Origin of the sequence: Bradyrhizobium guangdongense (assembly GCF_006483445.1) — a bacterium.
In the GTDB taxonomy this organism is placed as follows: Bacteria; Pseudomonadota; Alphaproteobacteria; order Rhizobiales; family Xanthobacteraceae; genus Bradyrhizobium; species Bradyrhizobium guangdongense_A.
Map to the genome: position 1 here is coordinate 1 of NZ_PPPT01000241.1, position 22294 is coordinate 22294.

A 22294-nucleotide genomic window follows, 5' to 3' on the forward strand; every position below is an offset into this window, starting at 1 on the left:
CAACTCGAAGGCGAGTTCGGGTTGCGTTTTGCGCTGCCGGCAGTTGCTGAAGCATTCTCCTACGAAACGCTGTCGATCCGGGACTTCACAGCCATGCGGGCGCCGACCTTCGGTTTTCACGGCATGGGCAACATGTGGCGTTACGTCGACGACGCCGAGATGATCGCAATGGCGGATCAACTCGCGCCCCATGTGTTCGTGTCGCCGCACTACGCCAACCTGCTGGTGACGTATTTCCTGCTCGGCAGGTTCAAGACCTTTGCGGCGCTGTATGCGAGGCTCAAGGCCCACCCGGCGCATGACACGACCGCGCTGCTCCGGACCGTCGTCGGAGAGGTCAACCACGATGTGGCCGCGCTCTTTGCCAGTATCGGCGATCGGCTGATCGCGCACCCGCGGCGCGCATGGATGCTCGTCTGGGATCTGAAGCGCGCGAGGCGCGCTGTCCTGGAGCGGTTGACCGGCGTTCCCGCTGAGGCCCACCAGGCGTAACCTACTCGGAAACTTTTCGGCGGGATTCGAGCGCGGCTCAGGCCGAGATCGCCTTCGCCGAATCCACCTGGTTGCGCAGCAGGAATTTCTGGATCTTGCCCGTGGACGTCTTCGGGATCGGTCCGAACACAATTGCCTTCGGCGTCTTGAAGCCACTCATGTGGCTGCGGCAGAAGGCGATGATCTCGGCATCGGTCGCGCTCGCGCCGTCCTTCAGCTCGACGAAGGCGCAGGGCACCTCGCCCCATTTCGGATCGGGCTTTGCGACCACGGCCGCGAACAGTACGGCGGGATGTTTGTAGAGGATGTCCTCGACCTCGACGGAAGAGATGTTCTCGCCGCCGGAGATGATGATGTCCTTGGAGCGGTCCTTGATGATGACGTAGCCGTGCTCGTCGAGCACGCCGAGGTCGCCGGTGTGAAACCAGCCGCCCTCAAAAGCTTCCTTCGTCGCCTTCTCGTTCTTCAGATAGCCCTTCATCACGATGTTGCCGCGGAACATGACCTCGCCGATGGTCTCGCCATCGCGCGGCACCTCTTGCATGGTTTGCGGATTGAGGACGGTGACGGCTTCCTCCAGCGGGTAGGGCACGCCCTGCCGCCGCTTCATGCGCGCGCGCTCGGCGGCCGGCAGATCGTCCCAACCCGGCTGCTCCGCACAGACCGAGGCGGGGCCGTAGACTTCGGTAAGCCCATAGACATGGGTGAGCTTGATGCCGATGCTTTCGGCGCCTTCGAGCACGGCAACCGGCGGTGCTGCGCCCGCAATCAGGCCAACGACGCGGTGGGCTGCATTGCCTTTCGGCGCATCAGGTGCGTTGATCAGCGTGTTGTAGACGATCGGCGCGCCGCACATGTGGGTGACGCCTTGGCTCTTGATCAGCTCGAAAATCTTGGTCGGCTCGACCTTGCGCAGGCAGACATTGATGCCGGCGGAGGCCGCGATCGTCCAGGGGAAGCACCAGCCGTTGCAATGGAACATCGGCAGCGTCCAGAGATAGACCGGATGCTGGCCGAGATTGCCCGCGAGGATGTTGCTGACTGCGTTGAGATAGGCGCCGCGATGATGCGTGACGACGCCCTTGGGATTGCCTGTGGTGCCCGATGTGTAGCTCAGCGCGATCGCGTCCCATTCGTCCTTGGGCGGGATCGCCGTGAAGTCGGGATTACCTTGTGCGACGGCTGCTTCGTACTCGATCTCGCCGATCCGCTTGCCGCCCTTGAAGGACGCATCATCGACGTCGATCACGAACGGCTTTGGACCCTTCATCTGGGCCAGCGCATCCGTGATGACGGATGAAAACTCCGGATCGACCAGAATGATTTTTGCGCCGCCGTGATCGAGCTGAAAGGCGATGGAGGGCGCATCGAGGCGGATGTTGAGCGCGTTGAGCACTGCGCCCGCCATCGGCACGGCAAAGTGCACCTCGTTCATGGCCGGAATGTTGGGCAGCATCGCCGCGACGGTGTCGCCGACGCCGATGCCCTTGCCGGCAAGCCAGGACGCAAAGCGCCGGCAGCGCTCATAGGTCTGGCGCCAGGTAAAACTGCGGCCTTCGTAGACGGTGCTGACGTGATCGGGATAGACGGCGGCACTGCGGGCGAGGAAGCTCAGCGGTGATAGCGGGACGTAGTTGGCAGGCGTCTTGTCCAGGCCGATATTGTACTGGTTGTCACTCATCGACACCCTCCTTCACACCATCAAAGGAACCCGATCGAGATCCACGGAAATATCGCCACGATGATCAGGCCCACGAGCAACGCCAGCAGATAGCCCCAGATTGGTCGGATACCCTCGGCCGGGTCAACGCGCCCAATGGCGCAGGCGGCATAATAGCCGACGCCGAAGGGCGGCGCGAATAGTCCGATACCCATCGCCAGGATGATGACCATGGCGTAGTGCACCTCGTGCACGCCGACCGCCCGCGCGATCGGAAACAGCAACGGTCCGAACAGCACGATCGCCGGAATGCCCTCCAGCACGCTGCCGAGGATAGTGAAGGCCACGATCGAGACCGCGATGAAGGTCCCGGCACCGCCGGGCAGGCCCGTCATGGCCGCCGCCAACGAGCGCGAGAAGCCTGATTGCGTCAGGCCCCAGGCCATGCCGGTCGCAGTGCCGATGATCAGCAGGATCGCACCGGAAAGCGCTGCCGTCTCCACCAGCATCGGAAACAGCCGCCGCCAGTCGAACTGGCGGTAGATCAGGAGCCCGACGAGCGCGCCATAGACGATGCCGATCGTGGAGACTTCCGTCGCGGTCGCGATGCCTTCGACCACGGCGTAACGGATGACAAAGGGCAGGGCGAGTGCGGGCAGGGCGATGACAAAAGTCCTGCCGATGTCGGAGGCCGAGGCGCGGCGGACATGGCTCATGTCCTCGTGGCGGTAGCGCCACCACACCAGCATGCAGAGCGTGATCGCCAGTACCACGCCGGGCAGGAGCCCGCCGGTGAACAGCGCGGCGATCGAGACGCCGGTCACCGAGCCGATGGTGATCAGGACCAGGCTCGGCGGAATGGTCTCGGTCTGGGCCCCCGTTGCCGCAAGAAGCGCGACGAGATCGCCGGGGCGGGCGCCGCGCTGCTTCATCTCGGGAAACAGCACCGGCGCCACCGCCGCCATATCGGCCGCCTTGGCGCCGGAGATGCCTGACACGAGGTACATCGCGCCGACCAGCACGTAATGCAGGCCGCCACGCACATGGCCGAGCAGGCTCGCCAGGAACGCCACCATGGCCCGCGCCATGCCCGTCATTTCGATTAGGAGGCCGAGGAAGACGAACAGCGGCACCGAGAGCAGGATGAGGTGGCTCATGCCCTCGTCCATTCGCCCGACCAGCACCATCACGGGCGTATGCGTGGTCAGCGCCAGATAGCCGAAGATCGCCAGACCAAAGCCGAACGCAATGGGAACGCCGGCGAAGACGCAGAAGCCGGCGACGCCGACGAAGAAGATGACGAGGTTCAGATTGCCGAGCGGCCGCAAATAAGGCTGCGCCAGCCAGAACAAACCGACGACGACGGCGACCGTGAGCGCTGATGTCGCGAGCATCCGGTAATCGCCGGCCCGCAACAGCCTGAGGAGCGCAAACAACGCCATCAGGCAGATGCCGACCGGCAGCGCGGCTGCGCGCCAGACGTTGGAAATCTGCAACGCCGGCGTCGTGATGTAGCTTTCTTCGTAGGCGTATTCGTAGGACGGCCAGACGATCAGCGCCAGAAACGCCAGCGCCGCGCAGGTCGCGACCAGGTCCAGATAGGCCCGCATCGCAGGCCTCGCGCTGGCGACGATCGCAGTCATCCGCATGTGCTCGGAACGGCGGAACGCGACCGCCGCGCCCAGCATTGCCAGCCACAGGAACAGGATGGATGCGAGCTCATCCGACCAGATCAGCGGCCGATGCAGCCCGTAGCGCGCGACCACGCCGGCGAACAGGATGACGATCTCGGCGACCACCAGAATGGCCGCCGGGATTTCGACGAGAAGGCCGAGGATCCGTTCCAGCGACGCCAGCACGGAAGACCGGCGAGGGGACTGAACAGCCACCTCGCCCACCACTTCCGTTACCTGCACCTCGAGATGAGCCATGACGGCCCCAACGCGCGTTACGACAGCTTGCCGACGGCCTTTTCCAGGAGGTCCCAGGCCTGGTCGCCGTATTTACCCTTCCACTCGGCGTAGAAGCCGGCGGAGCGCAGCTTGTCACGGAACGGCCCGGTATTGGGCTGGTTGAAGGTCAGACCCTTGCCGGCCAGTTCCTGCTGCAGATTGGCGTTCAGCTTGGCGGTGTCGGCGCGCTCGTTGATGGCGGCGGCGTTGATGTTCTTGGCGACGACCTTGCGGACGTCCTCCGGGAGCTTTTCCCAGGCGCGGCGGTTCGCCAGGAACCAGAAGCCGTCCCACATGTGGTTGGTCAGCGAGCAGTACTTCTGGACCTCGTACAGCTTGGCGGTCGAGATAATCGCCAGCGGGTTTTCCTGGCCCTCGACGATCTTGGTCTGCAGCGCCGAATAGACCTCGCTGAAATTGATCGAGGCGGGCGCCGCATCGAACGCCTTGAACATCGAGGTCCACAGCGGCGACACCGGCACCCGGATCTTGAAGCCCTTCAGGTCATCGGGGCCGTTGATCGGCTTGCTCGAGGACGTGGTCTGGCGAAAACCGTTGTCCCAGATCTTGTCCATGACCTCGAGGCCGGCCTTCTTGATCTCGCCGCGCACATAGGCGCCGAGATCGCCGTCCATGGCCTTCCAGACCGTGTCGTAGTCCGGGAAAGCGAAGCCGATGCCGTTGATGGATGCGGCCGGCACGAGCGTCGCCAGGATCAGGCCGGACAGCGTGAAGAACTCGACGCCGCCGGAGCGGATCTGGCTCAGCATGTCGGTGTCGGAACCGAGCTGGTTGTTCGGGAAGATCTGCAGGTCGAACTTGCCGTTCGTCTCGCTCTTGATGGCCGCCGCCATCTCCTTGGCGCGGACGTTCAGCGGATGGGTGTCGGGCAGGTTGTTGGCGTATTTGTAGGTGAACTCGGCGCTTTGGGCCCGGGCCACGTGGGGCGCTCCGAGGCCGCCCAGGACGGCGGTTGCGGCCGAGGCCTTGAGCAGCTGACGGCGGGAAAAGCTCATTGGGTTTGCTCCCTATGGGATTGTTGTTCTTGTGAGATGCAAACCTATACGAACGTCAGGCCGGAAGGTCATGTGCGATCTCGCGAGGTTTGCTTATTGCAGAGCCGGGCTCGATCCAAAAGCGCGAAAAACAACCCCATGCACAGTAGCCGTCAAGCGGCTTGATTTCGGCAACCGACATGGCGCCGGAGCGAATGCGGCGTGTCAGGGATTTCGCCTAAATATCTGATCCAATTGTAGATATAAATATTCCATAATATACCTTATGCGAATTCGATATATGGGATGGGAGATCGCGTGGTGCCTCCCGGCGATCTACCCTTTCGGTCGGATAGCCTTCGAAAGCACCTCGGACTTGCCAAAAACCTGCCAGTTAAAGCGGCGTGATGCGGGCGTGCAGGACGGCGGCGCGCCCGTCATCCACGGCGGCAAGGCAACGCGCGATCGCCGCATCAAGCTGGGCCGGGTCAACGACGTCCTCGCCGTAGCCGCCGAAAGCGGATGCAACATCGGCAAAGCGCCGGCGCTCACCCTGCCGGCCGGACGCAAGCCGCGACTGGAACGAATTCGTCCCCTGCGCCACACCGTCGGGATAGACGCGCTGAACCGACGCCTTGACGGCTTGCCATCCCCCATTGTCGAGGACGACGGTCAAGATCGGCAATTGATACTGCTGGGCCGTCGCGTAGACGGAATCCGGCGAGGAGAAGTGGAAGGCGCCATCGCCGACGACCTGCACCACCCGGCGGGACGGTTGCGCCAGCCTGAGGCCCAGCGCCATGCCGCCGCTGAAGCCCAGCCCACCGCCGGCCAGACCGACATAGCTGCCGGCTTCCGTTCGCCGAAGCTGCTGTTGCAGCAACGGCCCATTGCGGATCGCTTCATTGATGACGATGTCGTTCGGCGAAAGCGCGGCACTCAGGCGGGCAAACAGGTAGGCAGGATTGATCGCACCCTGAACGCCCTCCACGGCCGCAGCCGCCTGATGCCGAGCCTCGGCAGCCTGGCGCGCCGGGGCCCAGCTCGAAATCCGCGCCCCGACCCTGCTCCGATACGCCTCGTCTGCGCGTTCCTCCACAATATCCAGCACTTGCTGCAGAACGGTCGCGCAGTCCCCCTGAACGCGCATGTCGGTGGCAAATCCCCACATCGGAAAATCTGCCTTCAGCGGATCGACATCGATCTGGACCCAGCGCCGGGCTGCGGCCGCCGTCAACGATTGCGGCACGAAAGGCACGTCGACGTCGAGCAACAGCCCGAGATCGGCCTCTGGCACGACCGCAGCCGGATCAAATCCCGCAAAGCACGGTGACGCCTGGGAGATATTCAGATCGATCGAATTGAATTCAACGACACGGATGCCGCAAGTCCTCGCCAGCCGGTCGAGCACGGCGACCGCTTGCGGTTTGCGGCCAAGATAGGCGGTCACGGCAACCGGATTTTCGGCACTCATGAGGGCTTCGGCAATTGTGGCCGCGCGCGCCGGCTCGACGCCCCCTGCCCGAACGCTGCCGTAGCGCGCCGGCGGATAGGCCGGCATCGCGGAATCGTCCCAAGTCTCGGCCAGCGTCTCACGCGGCAGCAACATGTAGACCGGTCCCGGCGGATCGCTCTGCATGAAAGCAGCCGCACGGGCCAAGGCCTCCTTCACGACCACGCCTGATGGCAGCGAGTAGTCCCATTTGACATAGGGCCGCACGATGCTGGCGGGATCAAAACTGTCCTGAACGAAGTGGACGTAGGTGTCGCGCGATCCCAGCAGTTCGCCGTGCAGAGTAAAGGGTGCCCGGCCGGCGAACAGCATGACCGGCAGGCGGTAGCGAAAGACGTTCTGAATGGCCATGCAGGCGTTGGCGGTGCCGGCATCGACATGGACGAACACCGCCTGCCCGCGCCCGGTCGCGAGGGCGTAGCCCGCCGCCATGTGAACCGCGACCACCTCGTGGGGGCACAGGATCACTTGCGGGTGCCGGCGCCCTTCGCTGTCCCAGCGCGCGATCTCCTCGATCAACGAGACGTGGTCGGTGCCGAGATTGGCAAAGATGTAGTCGACCCCGATCTCCGTAAGGCCTTCGAGGAAGTAGTGCGCAGTGCTGCGCTTCGTCATCTCTGGATTTCTTTCTAGAGCATGATCCGGAAAAGTGTGAAGCGGTTTTCCCTCGCGACAAACGCGGAACGCGTTTGCGCGGAGATCATGCTCAAACAAAGGCCTAAAGCGCGATGACCATTCATCCAAATCTCATCGCGCTTTAGGACATCAGAATGCAGCCTGGGTCGCAGTGCCGGCAACGATGTACCAGGTCACGATCAGACCGCAAATCAGCGCGCCCGGCAGCGATGTGCCGGTGCGTCGCCAGGTGAACGTCGAGATGATGGCGACGATGGCAAGCAGCGGGATGAACTGGATGCCGATGATGGTGGACAACGGTACGACCGGCGAGCTCGCGACGGGATTGATCAGTTTGCCGCCCAGCCAGAGCGCCAGATACTGGCCGCCGATGAGGATCAGGAAACCGAGCGAAAGCGACAGGATCATCGCGGCGTAATGACCGGGAACCGAGGCGCCGGGGCGGCTGAAGTTGCGGTGCGCCGCGTGCAACGCGACGACGAAGAACAGGGTGAACGGCGCCAAATAGAGCAGGATGATCATCCATTGCGTCGCACTCGGCAATTTGAACGCCACGACCCAGAACCGGAAGTCGATCTTGAACAGGACATCGGCCAGCCACAGCGCAACGAAACAGATCGCACCGGTTGCGACCGCAATCAGGATCGATGGACCCACGACGCTCTTTCGGATCGCGCGCTTCGGCAACAGCGGAAACAACGCCAGCGTAATCGCGGTATTGATCAGAGCCCAGACCGCGATGTTGGTGGTGAAGGATTGTGGCATGAAGCGGGATGCGGGAAGCCAATTGGCTCCAAGTGCGAAGGCAGGATAGTACGTGATGGCCGGCAGCAGCGCCGTGACCCAAAACGCGATCCACCAGCGTCCGTTCTGCGTGGACGGTGCCGAGGTCGTCGCGCCAGGGCCGGACGGGACCGCGCGGAGCGCCGAAAATGGCGCCATGCCGAGCAGAAGTTCGAATGCACCGAGCAGGAGGACGACAAGTCCGATAAGGGCAATCAGCGTCCCGATTTCCTTCCGGAGCCAGATCTGATCGGTCGATGGCAAGGGTGTGCCTCCGGTCAGCGTCTTACCGAACCAGTCAAGACTATAGCCGATCGCCTCGTGCGAGAAATGATCGGCGGGATGGGTGATGGCCGGCGTATGGAGAACCCGTGCCGTGCCCTTGGCGATATCGCCGTACACCTTGCCGGGCTCGATCGGTCCCGTAACACCGAACACCGCGCCAAGCTTTGCCGACTTGGGAATATCAGCGGCATATTCGCTGCCCCACATGATCAGTGAAAACTCGTCGTATTGCGAGAACACCAGTGCGAGATTGCGTGGCCACGCTGGCGTTCCGTCGGCTGCGAACGGCTTTCCGGTCGAGGACCCCTCGAGCACGATCGACTTGTAAGCGTCGGGCATTGCCGTTGCCGCGGCCAGCACGGTCCAGCCGCCCATCGAGTGCCCTTCAAGCCCGATGTTGTTTTTGTCCACATAGGGCAGGCTTCGCAGATAGGTCAGTCCGTCGGGGCCGCCAAAGCCGTTGGCGATGGCCGGCGGATCACTGTAGCCGTGACCTGTCTGGTCAAGCGCCACGACGACATAACCGCGACGCGCGAACTCGATCGCAAAGCCGTCCTGCGTCTCGCGTGAATTCAGATAACCATGGACCGCGAGAATCCCCGGTGCCGGCGTCTTCTCGGTCGCGCCAGCGGGAATATAGACAAGGGCGCTCATGGTATTGCCCTTGGCGCCCTTGAAGCGGACGTCCTCGATGCGAATTCCATTCGCGGTCTGGGTGAAATGAGCGAGCAGACCGCCGAGAACGATCAGACCAGCGCCGATCGCCGCCAAAATCCCTTTTTGACTCATCACGTCCCTCCCCTTGGTCGCCCGCACAGATTGGTTTCCTGCCGCGGCCGGATCAGGCCCGATCTGGCTGCGCGCAGCGCGCCAGACTGGATTTGGTCGCGGGCCCATTCCGCTACGGAAATATCTTGCAGGTTCCGATGGTTCGGATTAGTCACAAAATTCTCATCGTTTCATAAGGTTGACTTATGACCCCGACGATCCGGCAGCTCGAAGCGCTCGTTCTGGTCTATCGCCATGGCAGCCTCACCAAGGCCGCCGCCGAACTGCGCGTGACGCAATCGGCGGTCAGTCTCCTGATCCGGCAGATCGAGGAGAACTTTCAGCTCAGACTGTTCGACCGCACGACGCGCGCGCTGCATCCGACCCTCGCCTGCAAAGACGCGGTACCGATTGCGGAACGGATACTTGCCGGCGCCCACGGATTGGCCAGGCACATGAGCGATCTGGTCGAGGTCAAGGCAGGTCGGATGACCATTGCGGTGTCGGCGGGAGTGGCGTCTGCACTGCTCCCCGGCGTCCTGGCGCGATACCGAGCGGACTATCCGGACATCCGCGTCGAGATTTTCGATGTTGCGGCGGATGACTTGCTTCCCTTTGTCGCTGCCGGAAATGCCGAATTGGGCATCGGAAGCGTCGAGGACGCCGACACGCCGGACGTGACGATCGAAACAATTACGCAGAGCTCACTGTCGGCTATCGGGATCAAGGACGGCCGGTTTGAGAAAGCTTCGCGGCTGACGTGGGACAGCCTCAAGAAATGCGACTTGATCGCGATGCGCCGCGGAACACGGATCAGGTCGCAAATCGACGATGCCCTGGCCAGGACCGGGCGTCAGTTGAAACCAACTCTGGAAGTTTCTCTCATCACGACCGCACTGGCACTGACGGCAGAAGGCGCCGGAATCAGTATTTTGCCTGCGCACATGCTACCTGAGGCGCAATTCCCGACGCTCGCAGCCGTCCCCTTGTCTCGCCCCGCGATCGTCAGGCACGTTTCGCTGGTGAGCCGGGCGGATTTCGTCCTCTCGCCAGCGGCCCAACGCTTCGTGGAGACAGCGCGGCGGCTCTTGCCTGTCCGGCACGCTGCCGATCGAAGGAGCGACGTGCCTACCCATTCCAGCTCGACGAAGATCAGATCACGAACTCGATGAATTCAGAGCGGGGCCCGACTGGCTCACTGCGTCGCGCCGAAGATGCGAATTGCTGCATTGCGGAATTCATAAGGCGGCCTGATTAGTGGATGAGTATTTTGTGGCTAACGGGAAGCGTGCAGAACCCGCATTGTCGCGCGACGCGCCTGCGTAGAACACGGCGGCACCGGTAGGGACCCATGAGAAGCGCTTCAAAAGCAGTGATAGCAATCGTGCTCGCATGCCAGTGGGCTGCGGCTGGCGGTGGAAAGGCTGCGGGTCCCTATCCCGAACGAGCGATCCGCCTCGTCGTTGGGTTTCCCGCCGGCGGCAGTTCCGATGCAATCGCACGTATCGTGCAGCCGGACGTCGAAAAGCAATTGGGCCAGACGTTGATAATCGAAAACAGGCCGGGTGCAGGCGGCGCGCTCGCAATGGGCATGGTCGCCAAGGCGCCACCCGATGGGTACATGATCGGACTGGGCGGCGCGGCGGGGCTGGGCGTAAGCCTCGGCGTCCAGGAGACCATGACCTATGACGCGCGCAAGGATCTTGCGCCCATAACCGGCCTCGCGTCGGTGCCTTTCATTCTGGCAGCTTCGAATTCGCTGCAGGGAAAGACGCTTCGCGACATCATCGCCATGGCAAAGCAGCCGAACAAGCTAGCACTCGGTCACGGCGGTAACGGCACGCTGATGCATCTCGCAAGCGAGATGTTCAATCAGATGGCTGATACCAGGCTCGAACTGGTGCCCTATCGCGGCATGGCGCCGGTGGTTACCGACCTGATTGGCGGACATATGCCGCTCGGGATCGTCGATCCTCCATCGGCGAAGACCGCGATCGAAGGCGGACTGATTGCGCCTATCGCCGTCACGTCGGCTCGTCGATATCCAGGTTTTCCCAACACGCCAACATTTGCCGAACAGGGCCTCGCAGGTTTCGAGGCGATCGGCTGGTTCGGCATCGTTGCGCCGGCAGGCACGCCCGGCGATGTCGTCGCGAAACTCAACGCGGCGTTCGTGACGGCGCTGAGCGATCCGGCCATCGCGGAACGAATCCGCGGTCTGGGCTCTGATCCGATGCCGATGGCGCCCGATGAATTTTCGCGGTTCATCGAGAGTGAGGCGAAGAAGTGGGAAGCCGTTGCCGCAAAGGCGGGAAAAAAATAGACATCAATTGATTGGCGCTTCGTCAATTCGATGCCGGCTTGTGACACTCCGTCGAAAAGAACGCAGCGCCGGTTCTGATTCAACCAGAACCGGCGCTCTATCAGCCAGCCAAGTTTGGTTCGGGCCTCAGCGCGGCGCCATGCGGATGGCGCCATCGAGGCGGACGTCTTCGCCGTTGAAATAGCCGTTGGTGATCATGGTCAGCGCGAGCTGGGCATATTCCTCCGGCAGGCCGAGACGCTTCGGGAACGGCACCGAGGCGCTGAGCGCAGCCTTGACGTTCTCGGGCGCGCCCTGGAGCAGTGGCGTGTTGAAGATGCCGGGCAAAATGGTGTTGACCCTGATGCCTTCGTTCATCAGGTCGCGGGCGATCGGCAGGGTCATGCCGACGACGCCGCCCTTGGAGGCGGAGTAAGCGGCCTGCCCCATCTGGCCGTCCTCGGCTGCCACCGACGCCGTGTTGACGATCGCACCGCGCTCGCCGTCGGCCAGCGGGGCCAGCGACAGCATGCCCTGGGCCGACTTGGCGATGCAGCGGAAGGTGCCGACGAGATTGATCTGGATGATGCGGTTGAAGGCATCGAGCGGGAAATGCGTCGGCTGACCAGTGGCCTTGTCCCGGCCGGCCGTCTTGATGGCGTTGCCGGTGCCGGCGCAGTTCACCAGGATCCGCTCCTGGCCGTGCGCCGCCCGGGCCTTTGCGAAGGCCGCATCGACCTCGCTGTCGGAGGTGACGTCGACCTTGCAGAAGACGCCGCCGATCTCCTTGGCGACGGCCTCGCCCTTCTCCACGGCGAAGTCGAAGATCGCGACCTTCACGCCTTGCGCGGCGAGCGCCCGCGCGGTGGCGGCGCCGAGGCCGGAGGCGCCCCCGGTGACGACGGCGACGATCGATGAATCGAGTTTCATGGCAGGTTCCTTCCCGAACGTTTCTGGTTGAGGTGGTTGCGATCGCGCCGATCGTCGATGCGGCTCAAAGCGCGAATTGTTCCTCGGCCCGATGGGCGCGGGCACTGTCGTGGACACCCTGCTCCGCCGTGTCGCAAGTCTCCGGAATTAGCGTCGCGCCGAGTGCAAAAGCGGCCGGATTGAGGACGTATTTCTGCTCCTGCGGCAGGTAGATCAGTTGGCCGATACGGGTCAGCGTCAGCGTCAGGCGCGAGACCGTCGATCGCGGCAGGCCGCAGCGATTGGCGATGTCCCGATTGCCGAGGCGCTGGCTGCGACTTTCAAAGCAGCGCAGGATGTCGAAGGCGCGGGATACGACCTGGATCACGTCGCCGCTTTCGATGCCGGCCACGGGATCATCTTGTGACATCAATCTCTCGGATCGTCGTCCCATCAGGCGCAGTCTCCCAATTCGGCTCGGATCGGCCTTAATTAAGCGATTAATTAGCAGATTGATAAGGGTGGCTGGGCCCCAGTGTCAACTGGGCTGGGGAAGCGGCTGCTCTGCCAGCCGCGCAGGCTTGCGCTTAGCGCCCGTCGCGCTCGAGATCGCGCAGATAGGCGCAAAACATGTCGGCCATCGCGTTGGCGTAAGCCTTGATCTCGGCGGCCGTCCGCCTGGATTCGGAGAAGCTTTTGCCGACCTCGGCGAGCGTCGCCTTGATCAGGTCGGCGGCAAGCGCGCGGGTCGCGTCCGAGGCCTTGGGCAGCGCCTCCTGCATGAAGGTCTGGACGATCTTGTCGCTTGACGCCCTTGCCGTCCGCGCCTCGGGCGCGTCGCGATAGAGCGGCGCCGCATCGTCGAGCGCGACGCGCATGGCGGCCTCGTCGCATTCCGATTGGATGAAGGCGTGGACCAGGGTTCGCAGCCGCTCCAGCGGCGGCTTGGCTTTGTCCGCAAGGATGCCGCGGAGCATGTCCGTGGTCTGGCGCCACTCGTCGCTCTGGAGACGGAACAGGATCGCCGCCTTGTTGGGAAAGTACTGATAGAGCGAGCCGACGCTGACGCCGGCCTTTTCAGCCACCCGGGCCGTCGTGAAGCGCTGCGCGCCTTCGCGCGTCAAAACCTGAATAGCTGCTTCGAGGATGGTCGCGACCAGCTCGGTCGAGCGCGCCTGTTTCGGCTGTTTTCGCGAGGATATCTGGGCTTTGCGGCGCGGCGGCATGGATGATCCGGAATGCGATTAGCGAATGCGACGAATTATTCGTATTTCTGGGGCGGGCGCAAGGATGCGCTGTTTTGGGAATGGAGACCGCAATGACCACCCTCGCCGGCGCCCCCTTGGCGCCCCTGCTCGATCGCCTGTTCGCCGAAGCCGCCGCATCGTCGGAGGAGTTGAACCATTTGCTGGCCGACGTGCCTGACGACGAGCAGGCGCGGCTGGTGCGCAGCAGGACCGACTACATCGACCTCTACAGTCGCCTGAAAGCATTTCCGTTGCCGGTCTCGCGCGAGACCGGAGCGCTCCTGTACATGCTGGCGCGAAGCTGCGGCGCGCGCGCGATCGTCGAGTTCGGCACCTCGTTCGGCATCTCGACGCTGCATCTTGCAGCCGCCTTGCGCGACAATGGCGGCGGCCGCCTGATCAGCAGCGAGTTCGAGCCGTCCAAGGTGGCGCGCGCCCGCGCGAACCTGACCGCCGGCGGGCTCAGCGATCTCGTCGAGATCCGCGAAGGCGACGCGCTGACGACGCTGCGCACCGCCCTCCCCGACACCATCGACCTCGTCCTGCTCGACGGTGCCAAGGCGCTCTACCCGGACATCTTGCGGCTGGCGGAGAGCCGACTGAGGCCGGGTGCGCTCGTCGTTGCCGACAATGCCGACGACAGTCCGGACTATCTCGCCCATGTGCGCTCACCGGCCAACGGCTACATGTCGGTGCCGTTTGCCGAGGACGTCGAATTGTCGATGCGGACGCGTTGAATCAGCAACAGCTCAGCAGAGCGGCAGCAGGTCGAGCTGGCTTTCTGCCTTCTTGACCGCTGCCGCGAGGCACGGCTGTTGCGGGCCCGTTTGGCGATGACAGCCTGCACAATCAGGCCGCAACTTGCATCGCGTCTCCACTTATCGGGGCGCCAATCATTGCGGCGAAGAAGTTGCCAGGCACGTCGGGCATCGGATCGAAGACCAGCTCTTCGGGATTGCGCGTCAGTTGAATGTTGACGCTTCCCGGTGCTTGCTGGACAAATGTGTCGAAGTGGGTCCGATTTTGTTCACGCAGATCCCACACGACGTCCCCGCCAAGTGCCAGGGCTTCGCGAAAACCGACCGCGGATCCATTCGCGGCCATGTAATCGCTCAGCCGGCGAAACAGCTTGGGCAGGATCGCGACCTGATCAATGATCACGGCCAGGCTTGTTGCGTCGAAGCCTGCCGTCGACCTGTCGCCGGGCCAGAGCCCCAACCCTTGAGAACGAGCCGCGCTCACAGCGGTTGTGAATTCCTGCCGCAAGTCACTAAACAAGCCCGTGTAATAGGTGGGATAGGCCAAGCCTTCAGCCAGTGCCGTGTAGTTGAAACTCTGCCTTAGCATCGGCGGTCGCAACACGATTTGTGATCCATCCGCATCGGGGGGATCCCCTGCGAAGAGAAACGCCACCGGCCGCCCGTACTTTTCCCGCTCGCGTGAGAGTATCCAGCCGCGCGTTCCGTCGTCAGCGGCAACGATAGTCGCCTGATTGGCGTCCCACTGAACATTCCTAATTCCGGCAAATTCGAGCAGTCGATCGCGCGCCGCCCGCGCCCAATGGGTCGGCTGGTGCCGGGCTGCATAGTGCGTTTCCAGCGCATCGATGCCTTCCAGTCGAAGCTGGGCGAAGGGCTTTGGATGTGGGTCTGGCCTTCCCCCAGGTAAGCCGTTGAGGAGAGCCGGATCGTCTGCCAGGAACCGGATGGAATCGCCGTCCGGCGACAGGCCAACAACTCGAAACTGCCCCTTAATGAGGGTGAATGGCATTGTCCGCTCCAAAACAAATCCATCGCAATTTAAGAACGAAAGCATGCTTCAGCGGGGTTGTGAAGTCACTTTCGAACATTCTTTGATTGTGACACTATTGAGAACGCTGGCGACAATCCATGACTTATGTGCGCGCGGCCGAGAACGGCCACCTGTCGGCGCCGTTCGCCGAGGACGTCGAGCTGTCGATGCAACGCGCTGAACCCAGGCTTCAGCACTGCTGAGATGTTCGCAGCCTTGATTTCAGTCAATTTGAGGGGACGTGCTCGCTTTAGCCTTCCGCCTGCGAAGAGGTATGAGGGCAAAGTTAGGGCATGCCTGATATAGCCACCATCACCATCAATCCTGCGGTCGACGTCTCGACGTCGATCGACAAGATCGTGCCTGTGGCCAAGCTGCGCGGCACCTCGCAGCGCCGCGGGCCGGGCGGCGGCGGGATCAATGTTGCGCGCGTGATCAGCCGGCTGGGCGGCCGGGACGTCTGCGCCATCTATCCCGTGGGCGGCGTGATGGGCGATCTGCTGCGGCGGCTGGTTGATGCGGAAGGCGTTGCCAGCCGGACCTTTCCAATCGCGGGCGAGACGCGTGAGGATTTCTTCGTCCACGAGGTCTCCACCGGCCAACAATATCGCTTCATTCTGCCAGGGCCAAAGCTCGGCGAGAGCGAATGGTCGGAATGCCTGCGGCTGATCGGTTCGCTCGAGCCATTTCCCCGCTTCGTGATCGCGAGCGGCAGCCTGCCCGCCGGCGTGCCTGACGATTTTTATGCGCGCGTGGCCGATGTGGTCAGGCGGCGCGGCGCCAGAATGATGGTCGACACGTCGGGGCCGGCGCTCTCCATTGCCGTTGCCGCAGGCGTCGACCTGATCAAACCCAATTTGAAGGAGATGCGTGAGCTCACGGGGACGGAGCCGGGCTGCGCCAGCGAATGGGAGGCGGCTGCCCGGCTCATCGTCGAAAAACAGCAGGCCGCAATCGTTGCGCTCACGATGGGTCATCTGGGTGCTGTGCTCGTCACCCGGGATCGCATCTGGCGGGCAAAGCCGCTGCCGGTGACACCGCTGAGCGCGACCGGCGCCGGCGACAGTTTTCTCGGCGCCCTGGTCTGGCAGCTTGCGTCCGGTGCCGATCTCGCCATTGCCTTCCGCTACGCCATGGCGGCAGGAGCGGCCGCGCTGCTCAATGCCGGCACGGAGCTATGCCAGCCCGCCGATGTCGAGCGTTTGGCCGAGCAAGTGATCATGGAAGAGGCGTAAGCTTCCGGTCGCCTGGCAGCGGGAAGACAGCGCGAACGTTTCCGAACTCATTGCATCGGCATGCTCTGACGTTTTCCCATCATGCCGCCGCGCATCGCCGACATCATGCCCATCTGCGGCGCGAGCAGTTCATCCGCAGCCTTCTTCTGCTCATCCGAGAACATCGGGATCAGATTGGTGAGCGCGGATTTCATGGCCCGCGTTCCGTCGAGGCGCGCCACCAGCCATTTTTCCTGCAACGCGAGCTTCTCGACCAGGCCAGGGGCGCCCATACCCTGTTGCGACATCATCGAATTGCGCGTTTCTCCCAGGGTCTTGGCGTTCGCCCTCAGCGCATCGGCGAAGGCATTCCAGGCGGCCTGCTGTGCGTCCGTGATCTTGAGCTCGGCCCGCAGGAAGGCGATCCGACCCTCGATGTGATCGATGGCCTCCATGCCCCCCATGCCGTCACCGGGCTGCCGCATCATGTCCATCATCTTCGACATGTCCATCATAGGCATCTTGCCGCCCATCATCCCGCCGCCTTGCATGCGTTGGGATCCGGTTGCCTCCTGCTGGCTCGGCTTTGGCGCCGACTGCTCTTGCGTCTCCTTCTGGTCGGGATGATGGCCCTGATGTTCGGAGGCCGACTGGGCCCAAGCGGAATGCCCGATCGTGAGCAGCGCGGCGGCGATGGTCAAAGCGCGCATGACAAGCTCCTGATGACGGAATGTCGATGTGGAAGGATGACTCGTTCGACCGCTGATGACTTGATGCACGTCAAAGGTGATCTCGTCCGCGGTCGCGAGGTCCTAATGCGACATCATCACGCAGACCGGCGCTTCGTTCAGCAGATCGCGGGTCATGCCACCGAACATCCACTCTCCGAGCCTTGTGTGGCCGTAGCCACCGGTGACGATGAGGTCCGCGCCTTCGTCCCGGGCCACACGAACAAGCTGGTGGGCGTCAGACTCGGGCATGTGCACGCGCACGTCGACACGGCACTTCACGCCGTGGGCCTGCAGATATTTTGCGGCGTCGCGGACACGCCGGCGAGCAACGTCCTGTTCACTGGACGTGCAGATCTCGACGAGCGTGACCTGTGAAGCCCTGGCGAGGAATGGCAGCGCGTCCCGCAGCGCAATTCTTGCCTCGCGGGTGTCCTTCCATCCGACAACGATGCGATCGGCGCTCAGCGGCGGAATGTGATCGGGCACCAGCAGCGTCGGCCGCCCCATTCGCACCATTGCTTCGGCCGGATCGATGAAATGGAAGCGGTCGTACTTCTCCTGCGTGCGGCGGACCACCACCAGATCGGCGGATCTCGCTTCACTGGTCAGGAACACGGTGGGATATTCCACGCCGTGGCGCCACTCGACCCGTTCCTTCGGCAATCCGGCGATGCTGCGAAACCACTGCTCCTTGTCCGCGAGCGCCGACTTCATGCGTTTCAGGTCTTCCGCGGTCGTTTCCCGGATGATGACGCCGTCGGCCACGAAAGGCGGCTCAACCGCGAAGGCGGACACGCCGATCAGCGACGCCCCGAACTTGTCGGCAACATCCCGCGCAACGCGGACCTGACCTTCCTGTTGCTGCTCGGGATCGACGTAAACCATCACGGTCGCGATCGTCATTTGGCATTCCTCCGCGGGTTGATGCAGCTTCTTCTTGGCACCTCCCGGGCGCACAGGATTGACCGAAATCAAGTGCCCGTGCCTGCTGCTCGCCGATACATCGCAGACACACCGGCCGTCGCTTGAAATGATGAGAAATGGACGCAGTACAGCAAGACCCGATCGTGTCTCCGGCAGCATTGAAACGGCGGCTCGGGCTGCCGCTGCTGGTCCTCTATGGGACAGGGATCACCGTGGGGGCCGGGATCTACGTCCTGATCGGCGCTGTTGCCGGCCATGCGGGCGCCTATTCCTCGTGGGCGTTCGCGCTGGCCGCCGCAGTCATGGCGCTGACGGCCGCCTCCTATGCCGAACTCGCCACGCGTTATCCCGTCAGCGCGGGGGAGGCCGCCTATGTCCGTGCCGCCTTCAACTCCCGGTTCCTGTCCACCGCGGTCGGTTCGCTGAGGCTTGCCACCGGCATCATTGCAGCCGCCGCCGTCACCCTTGGCGGTGCCGGCTACATCAGGCAGTTGATCGAACTACCGACCCCGCTGATCGCCATCGTCATCGTCGTTGCGCTGGGCGCCGTCGCGGCCTGGGGCATTCTTGAATCGGTCATTCTCGCGGGATTGCTGACATTGATCGAGATCGGTGGACTGGTGCTGATTGTCGCCTCCGCCCTTCATTCCGGCATTTCCTTCGGCCCTGCCCTGTTGGCGCCGCCGCCGTTCGATGCCACCGTGCTCTCGGGGATCACCTTTGCAAGCCTGCTCGCATTCTTCGCCTTCGTCGGTTTCGAGGATCTCGCCAACGTCGTCGAGGAAGCCAGGAATCCCAGGCGGAACATTCCGTGGGCGATGGCGCTGACCTTGCTGATTACCTCGGTGCTCTACATCCTCATTGCCGCGATTTCGGTCAGTGTGGTCTCGCCGTCCCTGCTGGCGACATCGCCAGCTCCGTTGAGCCTCGTGTTCGGGTCCGTGACCGGCGTGAGCCCGACGACATTCAGCGCGATCGCCATCGTGTCCACGCTGAACACCATCCTTGCCCAGATGACCATGACGGCGCGCGTCGTTTACGGCATGGCCCGGCAAGGTGACCTGCCTGGCATCGTGGGGCGCGTCCATGCGGGGACCGGAACGCCGCTGATCGCCACGGGTCTGGTCATGCTGGCCGTCACCGTTCTCGCGCTGGCGTTTCCGCTGGAACGGCTGGCGGAGATTACGTCGCTTGCGACGCTCATGACCTTCGCCCTTGTCAATTTGTCGCTGCTGCGAATTCGATCGGAGGGCGTCGCACCGGATCGTGCGCATCTTCGCGTTCCCTTGTGGATACCCTTGTTCGGCCTCGTCACCTCGATCCTGATGATGGCCAGCGCATTCATCTCGCCGTAGCGCGGATTCTGTGGAAACGAACGGTCAAGTTCAACCAATGCCTCAAGCTTCCCAATTTTCCGATCGGAGAGTGGCTCCGTCCGTTCTGGCCGTGGTCGTCGTGTTCGGCATCGCCATCTGCGCGCTGATGGCGAAGCCTTTTCTCGGGGCGCTGGTCTGGTCGACGACGCTTGCGGTCCTGTTCGCGCCGCTCGACGCCGTCATCGGCAGGCGCCTCAAGTCCCGCGGCCTTTCGGCGCTGGCCACGGTCGCGGTGACGGCCGGCATCGTCGTCGTTCCCGCGATCCTGGTGGTGGCAACCCTGCTCAACGAAGCGGTTCGGGGCGCGGCGCTCGTCGCGCCCATGCTCGACACGGAAAGCTGGACGCGTTTCATGGGCGAACATCGCTGGCTGGCTCCGGCGCTGCAATGGATCCACGACAAGATCGACTTCTCCGATCTGATACGGACCGCAAGTTCGGCGGTCGCGACGTGGAGCGGCGACATCGTCCGCGACTCGTTTTCAGGGATGGCGAACCTGCTGCTGACGTTCTATTTCCTGTTTTACCTGCTGCGCGATCGGGAAAGGATCGCGGAATCGATGCGACTCCATTTGCCGCTGACGGACGCAGAATTGTCGGAGGTCGGTCGCAGGGCAACCGATACGATCTTCGCCACGGTCTTCGGGACCGTTGCGGTCGCGGCGCTGCAGGGCGGGCTCGGAGGCCTGATGTTCTGGTGGTTGGGGCTGCCGGCCCCCGTGCTGTGGGGCGTCCTGATGGCGCTCCTCGCGATCGTGCCCTTTCTCGGTGCCTTCGTGATCTGGGCGCCGGCCGCCGCGTTTCTCGCCCTGAGCGGCGCTTACACCTCGGCGGTCGTGCTGGCGATCTGGGGGACCGTCGTCGTCGGCCTGGTGGACAATTTGGTGTATCCCATTCTGGTCGGCAACAAGCTTCGGATGCACACGATGCTGTCGTTCATCGCTGTCGTGGGCGGCCTGATCCTTCTTGGCACGTCGGGTGTCGTGCTGGGTCCCCTGGTGCTCGCGGTCACCCTCACCCTGGTGCAAATCTGGCGTCGCCGCGGCGTCACGGCGAACGAGGCCGCGCCGTAACGGTTCTCCGGTCAGCGCAGCGGCAGCCGGTCGAGCTGGCTTTGCGCTTTCTTGACGGCCGCCGCGAACCAGGGCTGCTGTGGCGCCGCTTTCGCAAAGCATTTCGTGTGCGCGGCCATCGCGTCGTCCTCGCGCTTGAGATCGCCGCGCGGGTCCTTCTTGCTGACGGGCTTTGCCATCATCTGCTTGTAGATTGTTTCGCAAGACGGGATCAGTCCGGTCTTCAGGGCATCGCGGACGTTGACATAGAAGACCTTCTCGCCCTGGATCGCGACAACGCCGATTTCGCTTGGCGCGCCCTTGAGGTCGCCATTGCCGCGCACGCCCAGCACCGCAAACGCAGCGTTGGCGCCCGCCGGCTTTGCGATCGGCAGGTCGGCATATTTGGCGAACGCAGAATCGTAGATCGCCCAATAGTAGAACTCGCTGGATCTGAGCGCCGCGTCGATGGTCGGCGGCAGGCCGTCCTCGCGATGCTTGCGCAGCCACTGCTTGAGCAGCGTCGTTGTGGTCACCACAACGCGGGTTTTTTCGGCTTCTGAGTCGAATGCGAGCCCGTCGAGATGGCCGAAGCCGGAGTCCCGGCTGTCGAGCGTGTCGACGTTGGAGGTGGCGTTCGCCGGCATGCCCTTGATCGCCACGGGGCCGGTCACGGCACGGATGGCGGTGGTGAGCTGTTCAAGCGCGGCCGTGTGCTGGCGGGAGGCTTCCTCGTCGGTCTCGGACTTCGAGAATTTTGCGATGTAGCGATCGCGCATCTCGAGATAGTGCTGCTCCGGCGAGGCCGCATGGGCCCTGGTGGCAAGGGCGAGCAGAAGCACGGTGGCGAGCCATTTCATCGTGAGGTCCGGACGGTCAGATGGGTCTGACGGATTTGTGCGCAGGTCGCGTGGGAAGGTTCATGGACCGGTGCCTGAGACCAGGCTTTAAGGATGCGCGGCGACCGCGGGGCCGCCGCCAAACAGGCCCGACAGGCTGCGCACGCGCCGCGTGTCGATGCTGACATAGGCCGTCATGCCCGCGCGCAGCGGCGGTTCGCCGGGCTGCTCGATCAGCCGCAACCTGACCGGCAGGCGTTGCACGACCTTGACCCAATTGCCCGATGCGTTTTGCGCCGGCAGGATCGCGAACTCTGCACCGGTCGCCGGGCTGATGCTCTCGACCTCGGCATCCCAGGTGACGTCGGGATGCATGTCGAGCACCACCTTCGCCTTCTGCCCGACCCTGACATGGGTAAGGTCCGTCTCCTTGAAGTTGGCTTCCAGCCATGGCCTGCGGTCCGTGACGACGGCGAACAGCGGCGTCTGCACCTTGACCTGCTCGCCGAGCTGAAGGCGGAAGTTGACGACGACGCCTGATTTCGGCGTCTTGATCTCGGTGTAGGCGAGATCGAGCGCCGCGCGGTCGCGCAGCGCGATCTTCTCGCGGACCGCCGCGAACTGATCGGTCGGGCGATCGGGCTTGCCGCCAAGCGCTGCTTCCACGCGCGCGATGCGCTGATGCAGCACGGACAGGCGGTCCTCGCCCTCCTGCTCCTCGCTGTTGGACTGCTCGACCTTGGCGGCCGAGGCGACACCCCTGCCCGACAATTCGCGCTGGCGCCTCGCCTGGGTCTGCAGATAGGCGAGCTTGTTCTCGGCCTCC

The 22294-nt window shown here is 63.4% G+C and carries 19 protein-coding genes and 1 pseudogene; 7 read left to right on the forward strand and 13 right to left on the reverse strand.

The window, feature by feature from the left end:
• Positions 1 to 492: hypothetical protein (locus C2U70_RS33270; protein ID WP_210243923.1), on the forward strand; the 492-nt coding region annotated here is incomplete at its 5' end.
• A 37-nt stretch (positions 493 to 529) separates the two neighbouring features.
• On the opposite strand, the gene C2U70_RS29685 is transcribed toward C2U70_RS33270, so the two are convergent.
• The 5 genes from C2U70_RS29685 to C2U70_RS29705 all read right to left on the reverse strand — a co-directional run bounded on the left by C2U70_RS29685 (position 530) and on the right by C2U70_RS29705 (position 9105).
• Positions 530 to 2173, reverse strand: coding sequence for an acyl-CoA synthetase (locus C2U70_RS29685; RefSeq protein ID WP_186294557.1), 1644 nt, complete (start codon positions 2171 to 2173; stop codon positions 530 to 532).
• Positions 2174 to 2193: 20 nt separating this feature from the next.
• A complete protein-coding gene (locus tag C2U70_RS29690; RefSeq protein ID WP_140982188.1) occupies positions 2194 to 4083 on the reverse strand; it encodes a TRAP transporter large permease in 1890 nt (629 codons plus the stop codon).
• Positions 4084 to 4100: 17 nt separating this feature from the next.
• Entirely contained in the window at positions 4101 to 5120 is a 1020-nt protein-coding gene (locus C2U70_RS29695; RefSeq protein ID WP_140982189.1) for a TRAP transporter substrate-binding protein, read from the reverse strand.
• 373 nt (positions 5121 to 5493) lie between these two features.
• Complete coding sequence (locus tag C2U70_RS29700; RefSeq protein ID WP_246666900.1) at positions 5494 to 7356, reverse strand: thiamine pyrophosphate-requiring protein; 1863 nt, start codon at positions 7354 to 7356, stop codon at positions 5494 to 5496.
• Positions 7357 to 7377: 21 nt separating this feature from the next.
• Positions 7378 to 9105, reverse strand: coding sequence for an alpha/beta hydrolase family protein (locus tag C2U70_RS29705; protein ID WP_140982190.1), 1728 nt, complete (start codon positions 9103 to 9105; stop codon positions 7378 to 7380).
• 185 nt (positions 9106 to 9290) lie between these two features.
• Here C2U70_RS29705 and C2U70_RS29710 point away from each other — a divergent pair, with 185 nt between their 5' ends.
• Positions 9291 to 10256, forward strand: coding sequence for a LysR family transcriptional regulator (locus C2U70_RS29710; protein ID WP_140982191.1), 966 nt, complete (start codon positions 9291 to 9293; stop codon positions 10254 to 10256).
• A 335-nt stretch (positions 10257 to 10591) separates the two neighbouring features.
• Positions 10592 to 11407: a Bug family tripartite tricarboxylate transporter substrate binding protein gene (locus C2U70_RS29715; protein ID WP_186294558.1), complete on the forward strand. Its 816-nt coding sequence runs from the start codon at positions 10592 to 10594 to the stop codon at positions 11405 to 11407.
• Between the two features lie 126 nt (positions 11408 to 11533).
• On the opposite strand, the gene C2U70_RS29720 is transcribed toward C2U70_RS29715, so the two are convergent.
• The 3 genes and pseudogenes from C2U70_RS29720 to C2U70_RS29730 all read right to left on the reverse strand — a co-directional run bounded on the left by C2U70_RS29720 (position 11534) and on the right by C2U70_RS29730 (position 13521).
• Positions 11534 to 12316, reverse strand: a complete 783-nt coding sequence (locus tag C2U70_RS29720; RefSeq protein WP_140982193.1) for an SDR family NAD(P)-dependent oxidoreductase — start codon at positions 12314 to 12316, stop codon at positions 11534 to 11536.
• A 148-nt stretch (positions 12317 to 12464) separates the two neighbouring features.
• A pseudogene (locus C2U70_RS29725) lies at positions 12465 to 12749 on the reverse strand (helix-turn-helix domain-containing protein); the annotation flags it as partial.
• A gap of 133 nt (positions 12750 to 12882) precedes the next feature.
• Positions 12883 to 13521: a TetR family transcriptional regulator gene (locus tag C2U70_RS29730; protein ID WP_140982195.1), complete on the reverse strand. Its 639-nt coding sequence runs from the start codon at positions 13519 to 13521 to the stop codon at positions 12883 to 12885.
• Between the two features lie 92 nt (positions 13522 to 13613).
• On the opposite strand from C2U70_RS29730, the gene C2U70_RS29735 reads away from it, so the two are divergent.
• Positions 13614 to 14279: an O-methyltransferase gene (locus C2U70_RS29735; protein WP_140982196.1), complete on the forward strand. Its 666-nt coding sequence runs from the start codon at positions 13614 to 13616 to the stop codon at positions 14277 to 14279.
• A gap of 112 nt (positions 14280 to 14391) precedes the next feature.
• Here C2U70_RS29735 and C2U70_RS29740 read toward each other — a convergent pair whose 3' ends face one another.
• Entirely contained in the window at positions 14392 to 15312 is a 921-nt protein-coding gene (locus tag C2U70_RS29740) for a thermonuclease family protein (RefSeq protein ID WP_186294560.1), read from the reverse strand.
• 314 nt (positions 15313 to 15626) lie between these two features.
• Here C2U70_RS29740 and C2U70_RS29745 point away from each other — a divergent pair, with 314 nt between their 5' ends.
• Positions 15627 to 16568, forward strand: coding sequence for a 1-phosphofructokinase family hexose kinase (locus tag C2U70_RS29745; RefSeq protein ID WP_140982198.1), 942 nt, complete (start codon positions 15627 to 15629; stop codon positions 16566 to 16568).
• Positions 16569 to 16615: 47 nt separating this feature from the next.
• On the opposite strand, the gene C2U70_RS29750 is transcribed toward C2U70_RS29745, so the two are convergent.
• Positions 16616 to 17257, reverse strand: coding sequence for a Spy/CpxP family protein refolding chaperone (locus C2U70_RS29750; protein WP_140982199.1), 642 nt, complete (start codon positions 17255 to 17257; stop codon positions 16616 to 16618).
• Positions 17258 to 17359: 102 nt separating this feature from the next.
• Positions 17360 to 18181, reverse strand: coding sequence for a universal stress protein (locus C2U70_RS29755; protein ID WP_140982200.1), 822 nt, complete (start codon positions 18179 to 18181; stop codon positions 17360 to 17362).
• Positions 18182 to 18318: 137 nt separating this feature from the next.
• Here C2U70_RS29755 and C2U70_RS29760 point away from each other — a divergent pair, with 137 nt between their 5' ends.
• Both C2U70_RS29760 and C2U70_RS29765 read left to right on the forward strand, forming a co-directional pair.
• Positions 18319 to 19557: an APC family permease gene (locus tag C2U70_RS29760; RefSeq protein WP_140982201.1), complete on the forward strand. Its 1239-nt coding sequence runs from the start codon at positions 18319 to 18321 to the stop codon at positions 19555 to 19557.
• Positions 19558 to 19648: 91 nt separating this feature from the next.
• Positions 19649 to 20650 (forward strand): AI-2E family transporter, encoded by a 1002-nt coding sequence (locus tag C2U70_RS29765; protein ID WP_186294561.1) that lies wholly within the window; start codon positions 19649 to 19651, stop codon positions 20648 to 20650.
• A gap of 11 nt (positions 20651 to 20661) precedes the next feature.
• Here the strand turns inward: C2U70_RS29765 and C2U70_RS29770 are convergent, their stop codons facing one another.
• Positions 20662 to 21489, reverse strand: coding sequence for a hypothetical protein (locus tag C2U70_RS29770; protein ID WP_140982203.1), 828 nt, complete (start codon positions 21487 to 21489; stop codon positions 20662 to 20664).
• A gap of 87 nt (positions 21490 to 21576) precedes the next feature.
• Positions 21577 to 22294: HlyD family secretion protein (locus C2U70_RS29775; protein ID WP_140982204.1), on the reverse strand; the 718-nt coding region annotated here is incomplete at its 5' end.

Coding starts and splice junctions, on each gene's coding strand:
- C2U70_RS29685 (WP_186294557.1), bottom strand. CDS start 2,173: ATGAGTGACAACCAGTACAATATCGGCCTGGACAAGACGCCTGCCAAC.
- C2U70_RS29690 (WP_140982188.1), bottom strand. CDS start 4,083: ATGGCTCATCTCGAGGTGCAGGTAACGGAAGTGGTGGGCGAGGTGGCT.
- C2U70_RS29695 (WP_140982189.1), bottom strand. CDS start 5,120: ATGAGCTTTTCCCGCCGTCAGCTGCTCAAGGCCTCGGCCGCAACCGCC.
- C2U70_RS29705 (WP_140982190.1), bottom strand. CDS start 9,105: ATGAGTCAAAAAGGGATTTTGGCGGCGATCGGCGCTGGTCTGATCGTT.
- C2U70_RS29710 (WP_140982191.1), top strand. CDS start 9,291: ATGACCCCGACGATCCGGCAGCTCGAAGCGCTCGTTCTGGTCTATCGC.
- C2U70_RS29720 (WP_140982193.1), bottom strand. CDS start 12,316: ATGAAACTCGATTCATCGATCGTCGCCGTCGTCACCGGGGGCGCCTCC.
- C2U70_RS29730 (WP_140982195.1), bottom strand. CDS start 13,521: ATGCCGCCGCGCCGCAAAGCCCAGATATCCTCGCGAAAACAGCCGAAA.
- C2U70_RS29735 (WP_140982196.1), top strand. CDS start 13,614: ATGACCACCCTCGCCGGCGCCCCCTTGGCGCCCCTGCTCGATCGCCTG.
- C2U70_RS29740 (WP_186294560.1), bottom strand. CDS start 15,312: ATGCCATTCACCCTCATTAAGGGGCAGTTTCGAGTTGTTGGCCTGTCG.
- C2U70_RS29745 (WP_140982198.1), top strand. CDS start 15,627: ATGCCTGATATAGCCACCATCACCATCAATCCTGCGGTCGACGTCTCG.
- C2U70_RS29750 (WP_140982199.1), bottom strand. CDS start 17,257: ATGCGCGCTTTGACCATCGCCGCCGCGCTGCTCACGATCGGGCATTCC.
- C2U70_RS29755 (WP_140982200.1), bottom strand. CDS start 18,181: ATGACGATCGCGACCGTGATGGTTTACGTCGATCCCGAGCAGCAACAG.
- C2U70_RS29760 (WP_140982201.1), top strand. CDS start 18,319: ATGGACGCAGTACAGCAAGACCCGATCGTGTCTCCGGCAGCATTGAAA.
- C2U70_RS29770 (WP_140982203.1), bottom strand. CDS start 21,489: ATGAAATGGCTCGCCACCGTGCTTCTGCTCGCCCTTGCCACCAGGGCC.